The sequence below is a fragment of the Streptococcus sp. 27098_8_86 genome, assembly GCF_041432595.1.
Taxonomy (GTDB): domain Bacteria; phylum Bacillota; class Bacilli; order Lactobacillales; family Streptococcaceae; genus Streptococcus; species Streptococcus pneumoniae_F.
In genome coordinates this window covers 266,705-283,700 of sequence record NZ_JAPVZW010000001.1, presented here as the reverse complement: position 1 = coordinate 283,700, position 16,996 = coordinate 266,705, and the positions used below count along the sequence as shown (strand labels likewise).

General features: G+C 42.1%; 15 protein-coding genes. 10 read left to right on the top strand and 5 right to left on the bottom strand.

The features are described 5' to 3' along the window. The first annotated feature begins 153 nt into the window (after positions 1-153). The 10 genes from O3616_RS01300 (at position 154) to O3616_RS01255 (ending at position 12,664) form a co-directional block, all read left to right on the top strand. Complete coding sequence (locus tag O3616_RS01300) at positions 154-2,799, top strand: alpha-mannosidase (protein WP_371637876.1); 2,646 nt, start codon at positions 154-156, stop codon at positions 2,797-2,799. Between the two features lie 83 nt (positions 2,800-2,882). After that, the gene (locus tag O3616_RS01295) at positions 2,883-3,752 is read left to right on the top strand and encodes an ROK family protein (RefSeq protein ID WP_371637875.1); all 870 of its coding nucleotides are present in this window, start codon (positions 2,883-2,885) and stop codon (positions 3,750-3,752) included. After that, entirely contained in the window at positions 3,746-5,626 is a 1,881-nt protein-coding gene (locus tag O3616_RS01290; protein ID WP_371637874.1) for a beta-N-acetylhexosaminidase, read from the top strand. Before O3616_RS01295 ends, O3616_RS01290 begins: the two co-directional genes overlap by 7 nt. Before the next feature lie 210 nt (positions 5,627-5,836). Beyond that, a complete protein-coding gene (locus O3616_RS01285; protein WP_001032152.1) occupies positions 5,837-6,766 on the top strand; it encodes a sugar ABC transporter permease in 930 nt (309 codons plus the stop codon). Between the two features lie 13 nt (positions 6,767-6,779). Beyond that, positions 6,780-7,703: a carbohydrate ABC transporter permease gene (locus O3616_RS01280; RefSeq protein ID WP_000818349.1), complete on the top strand. Its 924-nt coding sequence runs from the start codon at positions 6,780-6,782 to the stop codon at positions 7,701-7,703. A 103-nt stretch (positions 7,704-7,806) separates the two neighbouring features. Next, positions 7,807-9,288 carry an ABC transporter substrate-binding protein gene (locus O3616_RS01275; protein ID WP_049488632.1) on the top strand — a complete coding sequence of 494 codons (1,482 nt, stop codon included), beginning with the start codon at positions 7,807-7,809 and terminating at the stop codon, positions 9,286-9,288. A gap of 233 nt (positions 9,289-9,521) precedes the next feature. Then, a complete protein-coding gene (locus O3616_RS01270) occupies positions 9,522-10,211 on the top strand; it encodes a lysostaphin resistance A-like protein (protein ID WP_371637873.1) in 690 nt (229 codons plus the stop codon). A 56-nt stretch (positions 10,212-10,267) separates the two neighbouring features. Then, a complete protein-coding gene (locus O3616_RS01265) occupies positions 10,268-10,564 on the top strand; it encodes a bacteriocin immunity protein (RefSeq protein ID WP_218493589.1) in 297 nt (98 codons plus the stop codon). Positions 10,565-10,695: 131 nt separating this feature from the next. Then, complete coding sequence (locus O3616_RS01260; RefSeq protein ID WP_001030011.1) at positions 10,696-11,682, top strand: rhodanese-related sulfurtransferase; 987 nt, start codon at positions 10,696-10,698, stop codon at positions 11,680-11,682. A 121-nt stretch (positions 11,683-11,803) separates the two neighbouring features. Continuing rightward, on the top strand, positions 11,804-12,664 hold the full coding sequence (locus O3616_RS01255; RefSeq protein WP_371637872.1) for a DUF4299 family protein: 861 nt from the start codon (positions 11,804-11,806) through the stop codon (positions 12,662-12,664). Between the two features lie 70 nt (positions 12,665-12,734). Here O3616_RS01255 and O3616_RS01250 read toward each other — a convergent pair whose 3' ends face one another. The 5 genes from O3616_RS01250 to O3616_RS01230 all read right to left on the bottom strand — a co-directional run bounded on the left by O3616_RS01250 (position 12,735) and on the right by O3616_RS01230 (position 16,980). Next, positions 12,735-13,799, bottom strand: a complete 1,065-nt coding sequence (locus O3616_RS01250) for a DUF6574 domain-containing protein (protein ID WP_371637871.1) — start codon at positions 13,797-13,799, stop codon at positions 12,735-12,737. A gap of 62 nt (positions 13,800-13,861) precedes the next feature. Further along, positions 13,862-14,776, bottom strand: a complete 915-nt coding sequence (locus O3616_RS01245; protein WP_371637870.1) for a DUF4097 family beta strand repeat-containing protein — start codon at positions 14,774-14,776, stop codon at positions 13,862-13,864. Further along, a complete protein-coding gene (locus O3616_RS01240) occupies positions 14,769-15,362 on the bottom strand; it encodes a DUF1700 domain-containing protein (RefSeq protein ID WP_000198699.1) in 594 nt (197 codons plus the stop codon). Before O3616_RS01240 ends, O3616_RS01245 begins: the two co-directional genes overlap by 8 nt. Next, positions 15,349-15,675 carry a PadR family transcriptional regulator gene (locus O3616_RS01235; protein WP_000273858.1) on the bottom strand — a complete coding sequence of 109 codons (327 nt, stop codon included), beginning with the start codon at positions 15,673-15,675 and terminating at the stop codon, positions 15,349-15,351. Before O3616_RS01235 ends, O3616_RS01240 begins: the two co-directional genes overlap by 14 nt. A 138-nt stretch (positions 15,676-15,813) precedes the next feature. Continuing rightward, entirely contained in the window at positions 15,814-16,980 is a 1,167-nt protein-coding gene (locus O3616_RS01230) for a CynX/NimT family MFS transporter (RefSeq protein ID WP_371637869.1), read from the bottom strand. Positions 16,981-16,996: the final 16 nt, after the last annotated feature.

Below are 16,996 nucleotides of genomic sequence, written 5' to 3'. Positions count from 1 at the left end.
TGAGCAACCTGCGGCTAGCTTCCTAGTTTGCTCTTTGATTTTCATTGAGTATAAGGAGCTCGCCTTCGCTTCACTGATTCTTGGAAAGAATCACAAATTTACATCCAAAAACATTAACAATAAAAATTTAAATTTAGAATGAGGTTTTACTTCATGGAAAATGTTGTCGTACATATTATCTCACATAGTCACTGGGATCGTGAGTGGTACTTGCCTTTTGAAAGCCACCGTATGCAGTTGGTGGAATTATTTGACAATCTCTTTGATCTCTTTGAAAATGACCCTGAGTTCAAGAGCTTCCACTTGGATGGTCAAACCATTGTCCTTGATGACTACTTGGAGATTCGCCCTGAAAATCGCGACAAAGTCCAACGATACATCGACCAAGGCAAACTTAAAATTGGTCCTTTTTACATCTTGCAAGATGACTACTTGATTTCAAGTGAAGCCAATGTCCGCAATACCTTGATTGGTCAGCAAGAAGCTGCAAAATGGGGCAAATCCACTCAGATTGGTTACTTCCCAGATACTTTTGGAAATATGGGACAAGCTCCTCAAATCCTTCAAAAATCAGGCATTCACGTGGCAGCCTTTGGACGTGGTGTGAAGCCGATTGGATTTGACAACCAAGTCCTCGAAGATGAGCAGTTCACTTCCCAGTTTTCAGAAATGTACTGGCAGGGTGCGGACGGAAGTCGTGTCCTCGGTATCCTCTTTGCCAACTGGTATAGTAATGGGAATGAAATTCCAGTTGATAAAGACGAGGCCTTGACCTTCTGGAAACAAAAACTGGCAGACGTGCGTGACTACGCTTCGACCAACCAATGGTTGATGATGAACGGATGTGATCACCAGCCTGTACAGAAAAATCTGAGCGAAGCCATTCGTGTGGCAAATGAACTCTTCCCAGATGTAACCTTTGTTCATAGTTCTTTTGATGAATATGTCCAAGCCGTGGAAAGTGCCCTACCAGAGCAATTATCAACGGTTACAGGTGAGTTGACCAGTCAGGAAACAGACGGCTGGTACACACTTGCCAACACTTCTTCATCTCGTATTTATCTCAAACAAGCCTTCCAAGAAAATAGCAACCTCCTAGAGCAAGTAGTGGAGCCACTAACTATCATCACTGGTGGTCATAATCACAAGGATCAGTTGACCTATGCTTGGAAAACTCTTTTGCAAAATGCGCCGCATGATAGCATCTGTGGCTGTAGCGTGGACGAAGTTCACCGCGAGATGGAAACTCGTTTTGCCAAGGTCAACCAAGTAGGAACCTTTGTTAAGAGCAATCTTCTTAACGAATGGAAGGGTAAAATCGCTACAGCTAAGGCTCAAAGTGACTATCTCTTTACTGTCATTAACACAGGCTTGCATGATAAGGTCGATACTGTCAGCACAGTGATTGATGTTGCGACTTGTGATTTCAAGGAATTGCACCCAACAGAAGGCTACAAGAAGATGGCTGCTCTTACCTTGCCAAGTTACCGTGTGGAGGACTTGTATGGTCGTCCTGTAGAGGCTAAAATCGAAGACCTTGGGGCTAATTTTGAGTACGATTTACCAAAAGACAAGTTCCGCCAAGCTCGTATCGCTCGACAAGTGCGCGTGACCATTCCAGTTCACCTAGCGCCACTTTCTTGGACAACCTTCCAATTGCTGGAAGGAGAGCAAGAACACCGCGACGGTATTTACCAAAACGGAGTGATTGATACGCCATTTGTAACGGTAAGTGTGGATGACAACATCACAGTCTATGACAAGACAACTCATGAAGCCTATGAAGATTTTATCCGCTTCGAAGACCGTGGGGACATCGGAAACGAGTACATCTATTTCCAACCAAAAGGAACAGAGCCAATCTATGCAGAGCTTAAGGGCTACGAGGTCTTGGAAAACACAGCTCGCTACGCTAAGATTTTGCTCAAACATGAATTGACCGTGCCTGTCAGTGCAGATGAAAAGCTAGAAGAAGAGCAAAAAGGTATCATCGAGTTTATGAAGCGTGAAGCTGGACGGTCAGAAGAATTGACAAACATTCCTCTTGAAACTGAGATGACTGTCTTTGTTGACAATCCGCAAATCCGTTGCAAGACTCGCTTTACTAACACTGCTAAAGACCACCGTATCCGTCTCTTGGTCAAGACTCATAACACGCGTCCAAGCAATGATTCTGAAAGCATCTATGAGGTGGTGACACGACCAAACAAACCAGCAGCTTCATGGGAAAATCCTGAAAATCCTCAACACCAACAAGCCTTTGTCAGTCTGTATGACGATGAAAAAGGTGTGACTGTATCCAACAAGGGATTGAATGAATACGAAATCCTTGGAGACGACACCATTGCAGTGACTATTTTGCGTGCATCAGGTGAGTTAGGTGACTGGGGTTATTTCCCAACACCAGAAGCACAATGCTTGCGTGAGTTTGAAGTCGAGTTTGCGCTTGAATGCCACCAAGCCCAAGAACGCTTCTCAGCTTATCGTCGAGCTAAAGCCTTGCAGACACCGTTTACCAGCCTTCAGCTTGCTAAACAAGAAGGAAGCGTGGCTGCGACTGGTAGTCTCTTGAGCCATTCCGTTCTCAGCATACCGCAAATCTGTCCAACAGCCTTTAAGGTAGCTGAAAATGAAGAAGGCTATGTTCTTCGTTACTACAATATGTGTAGTGAAAATGTACGTGTACCGGAAAGCCAACATCTCTTTCTTGACCTACTTGAACGACCATACCCAGTTCATAGAGGTCTCATTTCACCACAAGAGATTCGTACAGAATTCATCAAAAAAGAAGAAATTTAATTTCAAAAAGTAAACATAAAAAGAAAGGAGGGGCGAAAAAGTAAGAATTAACTGCTTATTCGCCCCTTTTTATGGTAAAAACAATGACCATTGCAACGATTGATATCGGAGGGACTGGGATTAAGTTTGCTAGTCTGACTCCTGATGGGAAAATACTGAATAAGACAAGCATTCCAACGCCTGAAAGTTTGGAGGAATTACTAGCTTGGCTAGATCAACGTTTGTCAGAGCAGGATTATAGCGGGATTGCTATGAGCGTTCCAGGCGCGGTCAATCAAGAGACAGGTGTGATTGATGGCTTCAGTGCGGTGCCCTACATTCACGGATTTTCTTGGTATGAGGCGCTTAGCTCTTATCAGATTCCTGTCCATCTGGAAAATGATGCCAACTGCGTTGGACTTAGTGAACTGCTAGCTCATCCAGAACTAGAAAATGCAGCCTGTGTCGTGATTGGGACAGGGATTGGCGGAGCCATGATTATCAATGGTAGACTTCATCGAGGTCGCCACGGCCTGGGTGGAGAATTTGGCTACATGACCACCCTTGCCCCTGCTGAAAAGCTCAACAACTGGTCGCAACTAGCATCAACTGGGAATATGGTGCGATACGTGATTGAAAAATCTGGTCAGACTGACTGGGACGGTCGCAAGATTTACCAAGAGGCCGCAGCAGGAAATACCCTTTGCCAAGAAGCCATTGAGCGCATGAACCGTAATCTGGCGCAAGGCTTGCTCAATATCCAATATCTCATCGACCCAGATGTCATCAGTCTGGGAGGCTCTATCAGTCAAAATCCAGATTTTATCCAAGGTGTCAAGAAGGCTGTTGAAGACTTTATCGATGCCTACGAAGAATACACGGTCGCACCTCTTATCCAAGCTTGTACCTATCATGCAGATGCCAATCTCTATGGTGCCCTTGTCAACTGGTTACAGGAGGAAAATCAATGGTAAGATTTACAGGACTTAGTCCCAAACAACATCAAGCTATAGAGTTGCTTCAAAAGCACATTTCTCTACCAGCTGTGGAAGTAGCTGTCGCTCAGTCTGACCAAGCCTCTATCTCTATCAAGGGTGAGGGTGGCCATTATCAACTAACTTATCGCAAATCTCACCAACTTTATCGTGCCTTGTCCTTGTTGGTAACAGCTTTAGCAGAAGGTGATAAAGTAGAGATTGAGGAACGGGCGGCTTATGAAGATTTAGCCTACATGGCAGACTGTTCTCGAAATGCGGTGCTGAATGTGGCTTCTGCCAAGCAGATGATTGAGGTCTTGGCTCTCATGGGCTACTCAACCTTTGAGCTCTACATGGAAGATACATACCAGATTGAAGGGCAGCCTTACTTTGGCTATTTCCGCGGGGCATACTCAGCTGAGGAGTTACAGGAAATCGAAGCCTATGCCCAGCAGTTTGATATGACCTTTGTTCCTTGCATCCAGACCTTGGCCCACTTGTCAGCCTTCGTAAAATGGGGTGTCAAAGAAGTGCAGGAGCTCCGTGATGTAGAGGACATTCTTCTTATCGGCGAAGAAAAGGTTTATGACCTGATTGATGGCATGTTTGCTACTCTATCTAAACTGAAGACTCGCAAGGTCAATATCGGGATGGACGAAGCCCACTTGGTTGGTTTGGGATGCTACTTGATTCTGAACGGTGTTGTGGATCGTAGTCTCCTCATGTGCCAACACTTGGAGCGCGTGCTGGATATTGCAGACAAATATGGTTTCCACTGCCAAATGTGGAGCGATATGTTCTTTAAACTTATGTCAACAGATGGCCAGTACGACCGTGATGTGGAAATTCCAGAAGAAACTCGTGTCTACCTAGACCGTCTCAAAGATCGTGTGACCTTGGTTTACTGGGACTATTATCAGGATAACGAGGAAAAATACAATCGCAATTTCCGTAACCATCACAAGATTAGCCATGACCTTGCCTTTGCAGGAGGTGCTTGGAAGTGGATTGGTTTCACACCCAATAACCATTTCAGCCGACTCATCGCTCTTGAAGCCAATAAAGCCTGTCGTGCCAATGACATCAAAGAAGTCATTGTGACGGGTTGGGGAGATAATGGTGGTGAAACCGCTCAGTTTTCTATCCTACCAAGCTTGCAAATCTGGGCAGAACTCAGCTATCGCAATGACCTAGACCGTTTGTCTGCTCATTTCCAGACCAATACAGGTCTATCGGTTGAAGATTTTATGCAGATTGACCTTGCCAACCTCTTGCCAGACCTACCAGACAATCTCAGTGGGATCAATCCCAACCGCTATGTCTTTTATCAGGATGTTCTCTGTCCGATCCTTGACCGACACATGACACCTGAACAGGACAAACCGCACTTCGCTCAGGCTGCTGAGACGCTTGCTAACATTAAAGAAAAAGCTGGCAACTATGCCTACCTCTTTGAAACGCAGGCTCAGTTGAATGCCATTTTAAGTAGCAAAGTCGATGTGGGACGACGCATTCGTCAGGCTTACCAAGCAGATGATAAAGGAAGTCTGCAAGAAATCGCCAGACAAGAATTACCAGAACTCAGAAGCCAAATTGAAGACTTCCATGCCCTCTTTAGCCACCAATGGCTGAAAGAAAACAAGGTCTTTGGTTTGGATACGGTCGATATCCGTATGGGCGGACTCTTGCAACGCATCAAGCGAGCAGAAAATCGCATCGAGGCTTATCTGGCTGGCCAGCTTGACCGTATTGATGAGTTAGAAGTGGAAATCCTGCCATTTACTGATTTTTACGTAGACAAGGACTTCGCAGCCACAACAGCCAACCAGTGGCATACTATTGCGACAGCTTCGACGATTTATACGACATAAAAAACAAGAACACCTTGCCTTGAGCAGGGTGTTTCTCGTGAAACATCCCTTTCTTAAACAAGTACTCCACATAAAATAATTTGTGGAGTTTTTTCTATAATTAGTAGTTTAACCTAACCTTCAAATAGGAGTATACTAATAATGTAATCGTTATCAAAAGTCTAAAAAGGAATTTTTAGATGGATATCAAAATAAAAAAGGGGGGAAATTATGAATAAGTTTTCAAAAACCTTGAGAGACAACTGGATCTTTCTCTTAATGGTTTTGCCAGGGGCACTCTGGTTGATTCTATTCTTCTACATTCCAGTATTTGGGAACGTGGTTGCCTTTAAAGACTACCACATGACCAGTAATGGATTTATAGATAGTATCGTGAATAGTAAATGGGTCGGACTCGATAATTTCAGATTCTTATTTAGTTCAAAAGACGCCTTTATCATCACACGAAATACTGTCCTCTACAATCTCGGCTTTATCTTTATCGGTTTGATTGTATCAGTAGGGATTGCCATCATCCTCAGTGAACTCCGTTCTAAGAGAATGGTTAAGATTTTCCAAACTTCTATGTTGTTCCCTTACTTCTTGTCTTGGGTTATCATTAGTTTCTTTACAGATGCCTTCCTAAATATTGATAAAGGTGTGTTCAACCATTTCCTAGAATCTATCGGAATGAAGGAAATCAATTTCTACGCTGACTTGGGTATTTGGCCTTATCTCCTACTTTTCCTTGGTATTTGGAAAGGCTTTGGATATAGCAGTGTCATGTACTATGCGACAATCATGGGAATTGATCCAACCTACTACGAAGCAGCGACAGTGGACGGAGCCAGCAAATGGCAACGAATTCGCAATGTAACCATTCCGCAGTTGACACCATTGGTAACTGTATTGACCATCCTTGCAGTCGGAAATATCTTCCGTGCAGACTTTGGTCTCTTCTACCAAATCCCACACAATGCTGGTCAGCTTTATAACGTAACCAACGTCTTGGACGTATATGTTTATAACGGTTTGACTCAGACAGCGGATATCGGGATGGCTTCAGCAGCAGGTCTCTACCAATCAGTTGTCGGCTTGATTCTGGTTATCCTATCAAACTTACTTGCAAGACGAGTTGATCCAAACTCAGCCTTGTTCTAGAAAGGAGGAGAATATGGCAGAAAAGAAAATTAAAAAAGAAAAAATTGATAATGTCGGCATTCACTCCTTCAGTAAGAAAGCAGATATCTTCTTTAGTACCATTTCTGGTTTGATCGCCCTCTCATGTATCCTACCCTTCATATTTGTTATTGTTATCTCTGTGACAGATGAAAAGAGTATCCTCCAAAATGGATATAGCTTCTTCCCATCCCAATTTGGATTAGACGGTTTTGAGTTCTTGGCACAATTTAAGGATAAAATTCTCCAAGCCCTCTTCATCTCAGTTTTTGTAACAGTGGTGGGGACTATCACAAACGTTTTTATCACAACAACTTATGCCTACGCCATCTCACGGACAACCTTTAAGTATCGCAGATTCTTTACGATTTTTGCCCTTCTTAGTATGTTGTTCAACGCTGGTTTGGTACCAGGCTATATCGTGGTAACTCGTTTACTTCAACTTGGTGATACAGTTTGGGCCTTGATTGTTCCAATGCTTCTCTCACCATTTAACATCATCTTGATGCGTTCCTTCTTCAAGAAGACCATTCCAGAAGCTATTCTAGAATCCGCTCGTATCGATGGTGCTAGTGAGGCCCGGATCTTCTTCCAAATCTGTTTGCCATTGTCACTACCAGGTATCGCAACCATAACGCTCTTGACAGCTCTTGGTTTCTGGAATGACTGGTTCAACGCCCTTCTTTACATCAAGAGTGACAACTTGTATCCATTGCAATATTTGCTCATGCAAATCCAACAAAATATGGACTACATCGCTAAAGCAGTCGGCCTGTCTGGTCAACTGGGAGTTGCTCTACCGAAAGAAACCGGACGTATGGCCATGGTTGTGGTTGCAACCCTTCCAATCGCGATTTTGTATCCATTCTTCCAACGCTACTTTGTAAAAGGTTTGACTATCGGTGGCGTGAAAGAATAGTACTTATTGAGAAAGAACATTTCTCATTTCCAAACTTCCCTTGCGTGAAGTTAAGATCATTACATTGTTTATAAGTTTAAAAATAAAAAAAGGAGTTTTTGTCATGAAAAACTGGAAAAAATATGCTTTTGCATCTGCTAGCGTAGTCGCTTTGGCTGCTGGTCTCGCTGCTTGTGGAAACCTTTCAGGTAACAAGAAAGCTGCTGACTCAGCTTCAGGTGAAAAAACTGTTATCAAAATGTACCAAATCGGGGATAAACCAGATAACTTGGATGAATTGCTAGAAAATGCTAACAAAATCATCGGAGAAAAAGTTGGTGCTAAATTGGATATCCAATATCTTGGATGGGGTGACTATGATAAGAAAATGTCAGTTATCACATCATCTGGTGAAAACTACGATATCGCCTTTGCATCTAACTATGTTGTAAATGCTCAAAAAGGTGCCTATGCTGACTTGACTGACTTGTATAAGAAAGAAGGGGCAGAGCTTTATAAAGCACTTGACCCAGCTTACATCAAAGGTAACAGCATTAACGGTAAAATTTACGCAGTTCCAGTTGCAGCCAACGTTGCATCATCTCAAAACTTCGCCTTCAACGGAACTCTTCTTGCTAAATACGGTATCGATATTTCAGGTGTCACTTCATATGAAACACTTGAACCAGTCTTGAAACAAATCAAAGAAAAAGCTCCAGATGTAGTGCCATTTGCGGTTACTAAGAACTTCATCCCATCTGATAACTTTGACTACCCAGTTCCAAATGGACTTCCATTCGTTATCGACCTTGAAGGGGACACTACTAAGATCGTAAACCGTTACGAAGTACCTCGCTTCAAAGAACACTTGAAGACTCTTCACAAATTCTATGAAGCTGGATACATTCCAAAAGACGTAGCAACAAGCGATACTTCATTTGACCTTCAACAAGATACTTGGTTCGTTCGTGAAGAAACAGTAGGACCAGCTGACTACGGTAACAGCTTGCTTTCACGTGTTGCGAATAAAGATATCCAAATCAAACCAATCACTAACTTCATCAAGAAAAACCAAACAACACAAGTTGCTAACTTTGTCATCTCAAACAACTCTAAGAACAAAGAAAAATCAATGGAAGTGTTGAATCTCTTGAACACTAACGCAGAACTCTTGAACGGTCTTGTTTACGGTCCAGAAGGCAAGAACTGGGAGAAAATTGAAGGAAAAGAAAACCGTGTTAAAGTACTTGATGGCTACAAAGGAAACACTCACATGGGTGGATGGAACACTGGTAACAACTGGATCCTTTACATCAACGAAAACGTTACAGATCAACAAATTGCAGATTCTAAGAAACAATTGGCAGAAGCTAAAGAATCTCCAGCGCTTGGATTCATCTTTAACACTGACAATGTGAAATCTGAAATCTCAGCAATCTCTAACACAATGCAACAATTCGATACAGCTATCAACACTGGTACTGTAGACCCAGACAAAGCTATTCCAGAATTGATGGAAAAATTGAAATCTGAAGGTGCCTACGAAAAAGTATTGAACGAAATGCAAAAACAATATGATGAATTCTTGAAAAACAAAAAATCATAAAATCAATTGATTTCGTGTATTCATTCCTAATTCCTAAAAATGTGATCACTGTTTTCCTCAGGTTTGTCTGGGGAAGGCAGTGATTTTTTGAAATGAGAGCATAGGATATCCATGTTTTCTTATCACTATTTAACTACTCAGGAAATCTCAAGTAACATTTAGGATTTGGAGTAAAGATTTAGGAAAATATAGCTTATATTAGAGATGTTCCGATTTTAGAAAGGAGGGTTCACATGAAGAAGTATCAGCTTTTACTCAAAATAAGTGCAGTTTTCTCTTACCTATTTTTTGTATTTGGTCTTTCTCAGCTGACGCTTATTGTCCAAAATTATTGGCAATTTTCTTCCCAGATTGGCAATTTCGTCTGGATTCAAAATATCTTGAGTTTACTATTTAGCGGAGTCATGATTTGGATTCTGGTTAAGACAGGCCATGGTTATCTCTTTCGCATTCCGAGAAAACAATGGCTTTGGTATTCGATTTTGACAGTACTAGTGGTAGTGCTCTATATCTCTTTTAACGTTCAGGCAGCTAAATATGTTCAGTCAACTGCTGAAGGTTGGGCCGTATTGATCGGTTATAGTGGGACCAACTTTGCTGAGCTAGGTATCTATATAACCCTGTTCTTTCTGACTCCACTTATGGAAGAGCTGATCTATAGAGGATTACTGCAACACGCCTTTTTTAAGCATTCGAGATTTGGCCTTGATTTGCTCCTTCCTTCCATTTTATTTGCTCTTCCTCATTTTTCAAGCCTGCCTAGTTTGTTAGATATCTTCGTCTTTGCAACATTTGGCATCATCTTTGCTGGTTTGACCCGCTATACCAGGAGCATTTATCCTTCCTATGCGGTGCATGTGATCAATAATATTTTCGCAACATTACCATTTTTGCTGACTTTTTTACACAGGGTGTTTGGGTGAAATATTGGTACGAGAGTTAGAAATGATAGCTTTTCAATTTAAGGAGGAAAATGAGAATGACACCATTAAAATGGTTTGCAGGAGGAAGTGAAAGGCGTTGTGAAGCCATGACTATCATAGATCATCTACTAGAAGACATAAAGGATACGCCTCAACTTGCTCCTTTGAAAAATCAGTTAGTGAGTTATCAAAGAAGATTGAAGGACGATGGGACTTCTACTCCATTTATTTTGAGTCAAATGAACGTTGACCTTGCGCGCGTATTGATTGATAACAAGCTAAGTTTGTCAGAAAGTCAAGCTAGGCAAATCAAAAAATTGAGAGAATTATCTGCGATTCGCTATGGTTACTGATGAAGTGCAGGGATAAGCACTTTTCTACAATTTCCAGTCAAATAAATTGCATTCGCTTTCTCAAGCAGGTATACTAGTATAGTTAGATGAAAAATTCTGAAAATTTAAGAATAGAAAAGAGAACAAATCTTATGGCAAAAGATATTCGTGTCTTACTTTACTACCTTTACACTCCAATTGAAAATGCAGAGCAATTTGCTGCAGACCACTTGGCTTTCTGTAAATCAATCGGCCTTAAAGGTCGTATCCTAGTCGCTGACGAGGGAATTAACGGAACAGTTTCAGGGGATTATGAAACAACTCAAAAATACATGGACTACGTTCACAGCCTCCCAGGCATGGAAGACCTCTGGTTCAAGATTGACGAAGAAAATGAACAAGCCTTCAAGAAGATGTTTGTTCGCTATAAGAAAGAGATTGTCCACCTTGGTTTGGAAGACAACGACTTTGACAACGACATCAACCCACTTGAAACAACAGGTGCTTACTTGTCTCCAAAAGAGTTCAAAGAAGCCCTTCTTGACGAAGATACAGTTGTCCTTGACACTCGTAACGATTACGAGTACGATCTAGGACATTTCCGTGGGGCTATCCGCCCAGACATCCGCAACTTCCGTGAGTTGCCACAGTGGGTTCGTGATAACAAAGAAAAATTCATGGACAAGCGTGTCGTGGTTTACTGTACAGGTGGCGTTCGCTGTGAGAAATTCTCAGGCTGGATGGTTCGTGAAGGCTACAAAGATGTCGGTCAATTGCACGGAGGAATCGCAACTTACGGTAAAGACCCAGAAGTCCAAGGTGAACTTTGGGATGGGAAAATGTACGTCTTTGACGAGCGTATTGCAGTCGATGTTAACCATGTCAACCCAACCATCGTAGGGAAAGACTGGTTTGATGGAACACCATGTGAACGTTATGTAAACTGTGGAAATCCATTCTGTAACCGTCGTATCTTGACATCAGAAGAAAATGAAGACAAGTACCTTCGTGGATGCTCACACGAGTGCCGTGTTCACCCACGTAACCGCTATGTTTCAGAACATGAATTGACACAAGCTGAAGTTGTCGAGCGCCTAGCCGCTATCGGTGAAAGCTTGGATCAAGCAGCTACTGTATAAGATTAAACAGTCCTCAGGGGCTGTTTTTCTATGCTTTTTACTCAAAAATCTAAAGTTTGTTTCTGTATCTTTCAGGAAAATAAGGTATACTATATGTAAACGATTTCAAAGGAGTCCAGTTATGACGAAAACATTTTTTATTCCAAATAAACAGAGCATTTTAGGAGAACAGGAAATTTTGACTGCCAAGTCTATCTTGGCCTTGGTGGATGGTTTGGAGTCGCATAGTTATGATGCGGTTTATCTCCGTCAGCCTCTTAGCCGTCTTGAGTATATTGAGTGTGCGATAGTGGGGCAATCACAATTTCTTTTTAAGGTCAGTTATGCTGATGGTCAAAAGGCTTACCGTGTCGATCTTCCTGACCTACTAACGAAGACAGACTGGCAGATTATCAAATCATTTTTAGATGCTCTGCTTGCTTACACGGGAACTGAGATTGAAGGATTAGATGGTTTTGATTTTGAAGCTTATTTCCAAGCAAGTATTCAAGCCCATTTAGCAGACACTGCAGCTCGTTTTACGATTTGCCAAGGAATTTTTAATCCTGTTTTCTTTAGTCATGAGGATTTGAAAAGCTTTTTAGAGGAAGACGGCTTGGTACAGTTTGAAGCGCGTGTGCGTGCGGTTCAAGAGACGGATGCTTACTTTGCAAGAGTTTCCTTCTATCAGGATGGAGAAGGAAAAGTGCATGGAGTTTACAATCTGGCTCAAGGCGTCAAGACCGTTTTGCCGAGAGAACCATTTGTGCCTGCAGCCTATATTGAGCAATTGCTGGATAAGGAAGTCCAATGGGAGATTGACTTGGTTCAAATCACAGGAGACGGCTCTAAACCAGAAGACTATGAAGCCATTGCCCGATTGGACTATGCAAAATTCCTAGAGTCACTACCATCAGCATCTTACCACCAACTAGATGCCAATCAATTAGAAGTACAACCCATCCTAGGACAAGATTTTAAAACATTAGCACAAGAAGAGTAAAGCAGAAGCAGGTCAATCGACTTGCTTTTTGATATATAAAAAATCCTGCCATGGAAGACAGGATTGAAGTTTAAAGGAAGGCCAAGATACGGAGATAATCTCCAACCAGTGCGACTTCAGCTACAAAGAAGAGGAGGATAATGACTCCGTTCACAAGGACAGACAAGAATAACTGATAAAAGGAGTCGGTTTCACTTGCTTGACTTGGTCTTGTAATGATATGGAGACTGGCAAGCAGAATGATTCCAATGCTAATCACACACAAGAGAGCTGTAAATCGTAGGCTATCAAAGAAGGCAAAGAAACTAGCAATAGCAGTGAGGAAGATTGGAATGGCTAAGAGTTGACTATATTGTTGGAGAACCTTTTCTAGCGTCCAGTCCTTTTCTTGGTAGATAAATCGTCTCACGACGAAACTACCCAAGAGGAATGAAAAGAAGAAGAGTGTTGTCGCTACTAGGATAGAGATAATCGAAAAGAGATTTAATGAAGCAAATTGTTCAGGGAAGTGATTATGCATAGTTGCTATATGTCCATAGTAAGCATGTTTGATGTGGTAGATACTAAAGAAAAAGGAAGACGCAGAAAACAGAATGAGCAAGAGAAAGGCTGTGTAACTGTGTGTGCTACTTGTTTCAAGATTGCTCGTAGGAGATTTGAGAGCTTCCACTAGCCAAGACCAAAAATCAAGCGCTTGCTCTTTCCATCTATCCGTAGATTTTGGAGCTTGGTCGGGGATATAGGGACTTTCTAAGGATTGACTGATAAGAAGGGGCTCTTTCGTGGTTGGTTTTTGCTGAGGAAGTGCTTCTTGACTCTCTTCAGCTATAGTGACTTTTTCTGTTTCTTTAGAAAGGTCTTGCTCTTCCTCAGTAGAATCTAATGCTTTCTTTTCTTCTATTTCTGTTCTCGCTTCACTGTCTTCAGGCGTTTCAATTGTCTCTTTTTGCTGGCTTTCCAGTTTGACTTCAGCTTGAGAGACTTCCTCCTCTACTTGAGTATTTTTTTCAATTGGTGTATCGAGATCGGCTATCGTTTCTTCAGTCTTGTCTGCAACCTCTTGAGCTTGCTCTTCAGGTTTGTTCTTGCTTGTTGTTTTTACAAAATCATTACTTTCAAACCATTCTTGTTTCATGGTAGAACCTCCTTTTTAGTTAGATAAATATGCTTCCATAGTAGCAGATGTAAGCGGTTTTGTCAACGTCTGATTGGTGTGGATACTAGAGTGATATCATTATCAGCTCTAGCAATGAGTTGATCCTTGACACCAGTTTTTTCAGTTTTGTAAGGGTTACTTAATTCTGTGTATTTTGATCCAGGTTTTTCTCTTGTGGCTTGTAAGATAGAACCATAGTTGCTTGAGATGTCCCAATTAATTCGTTGGCTTTCTTTTTGCGTCAGAGTGATTGAGAGATGGTCTTTAGAAGTTAATTCCACCTTGCCGTGAACTTGGATATTTTCAGCGTGGAAGTGATGTTCTGTTGACTCTAGCTGACTATCTGTAAGGTCTGTATCAAAGATATTGATAATATTTGGTGTTGTGAGTTTACTGTTTTTGATACGACTTCCTTCAATTCGGAGGAGATAGCTATTATTGGTATTGATGGTCGCATTTTCAAGACTAGCATTAGTGATACTGGTTTGACCGCGATTTGCTGAGATGTTGATCCCTTTTAGACTTCTTCCCTTTGGAACTTGGAGAATAACTTCATTAAAACGACTAGAGTAGCTACTTGCGACATGGAGAATCCCGCCAATTCCTGAAGAGAGATATGGGGTTTCAGACAGTTTCTTATCAGTGAGGCTTAGAGTTTTGTCGTTTTGATTTGTGACAAGATCATGGTTAGCAGAAATAGATGGATGATAAGAAATGTGGATTTGATCATCGAAAGAGTCTGTGATGGTGAGCGCGTGTTGGTGGAGCGTAATATCTAGGTTTTCGACTTCCTTGCCAAAGGTCAGCTCTTCCATCTGACTATCATAGACAGGTTCCTTGGACATGGCAAGTAGGCTCTTGATTCCGTCAGATTGGATGCCTACAAAGAGCAGGATAAATCCGATAACGGTAGTCACCACACCAAAAATGAGAAATCCTTTTGTCAATTTACGCATGCTGGTCACCTCTCTTTCCTTTTTTGAGAACAAATTGCACCAGGCGAACAATGAGTAGACCGAAGAAGCGAGCTACATAGGAAATACCTAATAAAACCAGCGAAGAAGCACCGATAGCCAGTAAACCAGAACCAAAAATCAAGATAAAGGCTGATTTAGCTTGGGCTAAGACAGTGAAACTTTCAACTAAAAATAGGAAACCGCCGATGATACCTAGTATGGAAACCGCAAAGAAAGCCAAGATGACAGTCAAGGCTGCCACAAAGATTGCGAACAGGGACACGAGGATGGCGATTCCCAGAGGAATACCGATGGGGGCTGCAAGGAGAGCTAACAAGGCGATATGCAAAATTTGTCGGTTATTCTTTTGAGCGGGTGCTTCATTGATTTTTTTATCGAGAAGATTGGAGAGAACTTCGTGGGCCGCTTCTTTGGGAGTTCCCAAGCTAGCGATGAGTTCTTCTTCTCCCTCGACTCCAGCATCGTCAAAGAGTTCCCTGAAATAGTCCATGGCTTCAATTTGGTCAGCCTGAGGCAGTTTTTTGAGATAGAGTTCTAGCTGAGTCAGGTATTCAGTTCTTGTCATGGCGGATACTCCCTTCTATGATGCCATTGATGGTGTCTGTATAAAGTGCCCATTCATCTTTTAGGGTCACGAGCTGTTCTATACCACCATTTGTCAAGGAGTAGTATTTGCGCATGCGACCTTGGAACTCTCTAGAATAGGTTGTCAGAAAGCTATTGCCCTCCAATTTTTTGAGAATGGGATAGAGTGTAGATTCTTTGATATTAGCGATCAGCTTAATGGTTTGGCTAATCTCATAACCATAAGAATCATCCTGCTCCAGTACAGCCAAGATGAGAAATTCAATCAAGGCAGAGGATGTTGGAAAGTACATGGGGAACCTCCTTTTCTAATGTGTAAGATTTTTATATATAATTTTTCTACACATACATTGTACATCTAAATGAAAGCCCTGTCAAGAGAAATGTGTAAAATTTTTATATATAAAAAACTCCTAGGCAAAACTAGAAGTTTAGAGGATTTTATCAGCTCTGTCCACTGTAAAGAGGGCTACAGTCATCAGAATATCGACGAGTAAGAGGGCAGCTACAGCTGGTACCCAAGAGTGGAAAATGTCAAAACTGTAACCAAAGAGAGTCGGCCCAAAGGCTGCTAGGATATAGCCTCCTGTTTGAGATAGACCAGACAATTGGGCTGTCTTTTCAGGGGCGCTTGTCTTGAGTGAAAAGTTGACCATGAGATAAGGGAAGAGGGCACTGGTTGCGGTTCCGATGAGGAGATGGATGGCAAGCCAGTAAAAGAAATTACCGACTGGGAAGAAGAGCATGGAAATGCCGACCACACCAGCTAGTGAAACCAGAGTGAGCATGAGCTGACGGTTGCGAGTTGACAAGCTGGTTGTCAGGCTTGGGATGGTCATTGAAAAAGGAATACTAATCAGAGAGAAGATAGAGGTCAGCAAGCCAGCTTCGTGACTGGATAGGCCTGCATGGATAGCCATGGTAGGTAGCCAGGTCATAGCAGTGTAAAAGAGCAAGGATTGAAAACCTGCAAAGACAATCACTGCCCAGACCTGTTTATTACGCATGACCTTTGCTTTGCTTTTTTGTTTGGTTTGTGGAGCTAGTCTGTGATTATAGCGGTGATTTGGGAGCCAGACCAAAAAAGTTGCTAGACAGAGCAGGGTGAGGAGGATGATAAGTCCTTTCCAAGAACTGGCTTGTGTAATGGGCACAGCCAGATAGGAAGCCAGAGCCGTTGCAATTCCCATAGAGGTTACATATAAGGTGGTCAGAAAACCAATCTTCTTTGGTTGATTGGCTTGGATGAGACTAGGAAGCAGAACATTGATGACTGCGATACTTGCCCCAACCATCAAGGTTCCTAGATAGAGCAGGGGCAGATTGATTAGTCGAATCAGAGAACCGATAGTCAAGAAGAAGAGGCTGTAGGTGAAGAGATGCTCCAAGCCGATTTTCTGAGCCAGTTGGGTAGAAAAGAGCGAGAAGAGGGTAAACATGAGGAGAGGAAGGCTAGTCAAGACACCAAGCGAACTAACTTCTACTCCCAGCCCTTGCGAAATATCTCCCAAAATAATGGGTAAAACAGTAAAAGGGGTCCGCAAGGAAACACCAATCAGGATAATACCTGGAACAAAAAAAAGTGATTGCTTTTTCATATAATACCTCTTCTAA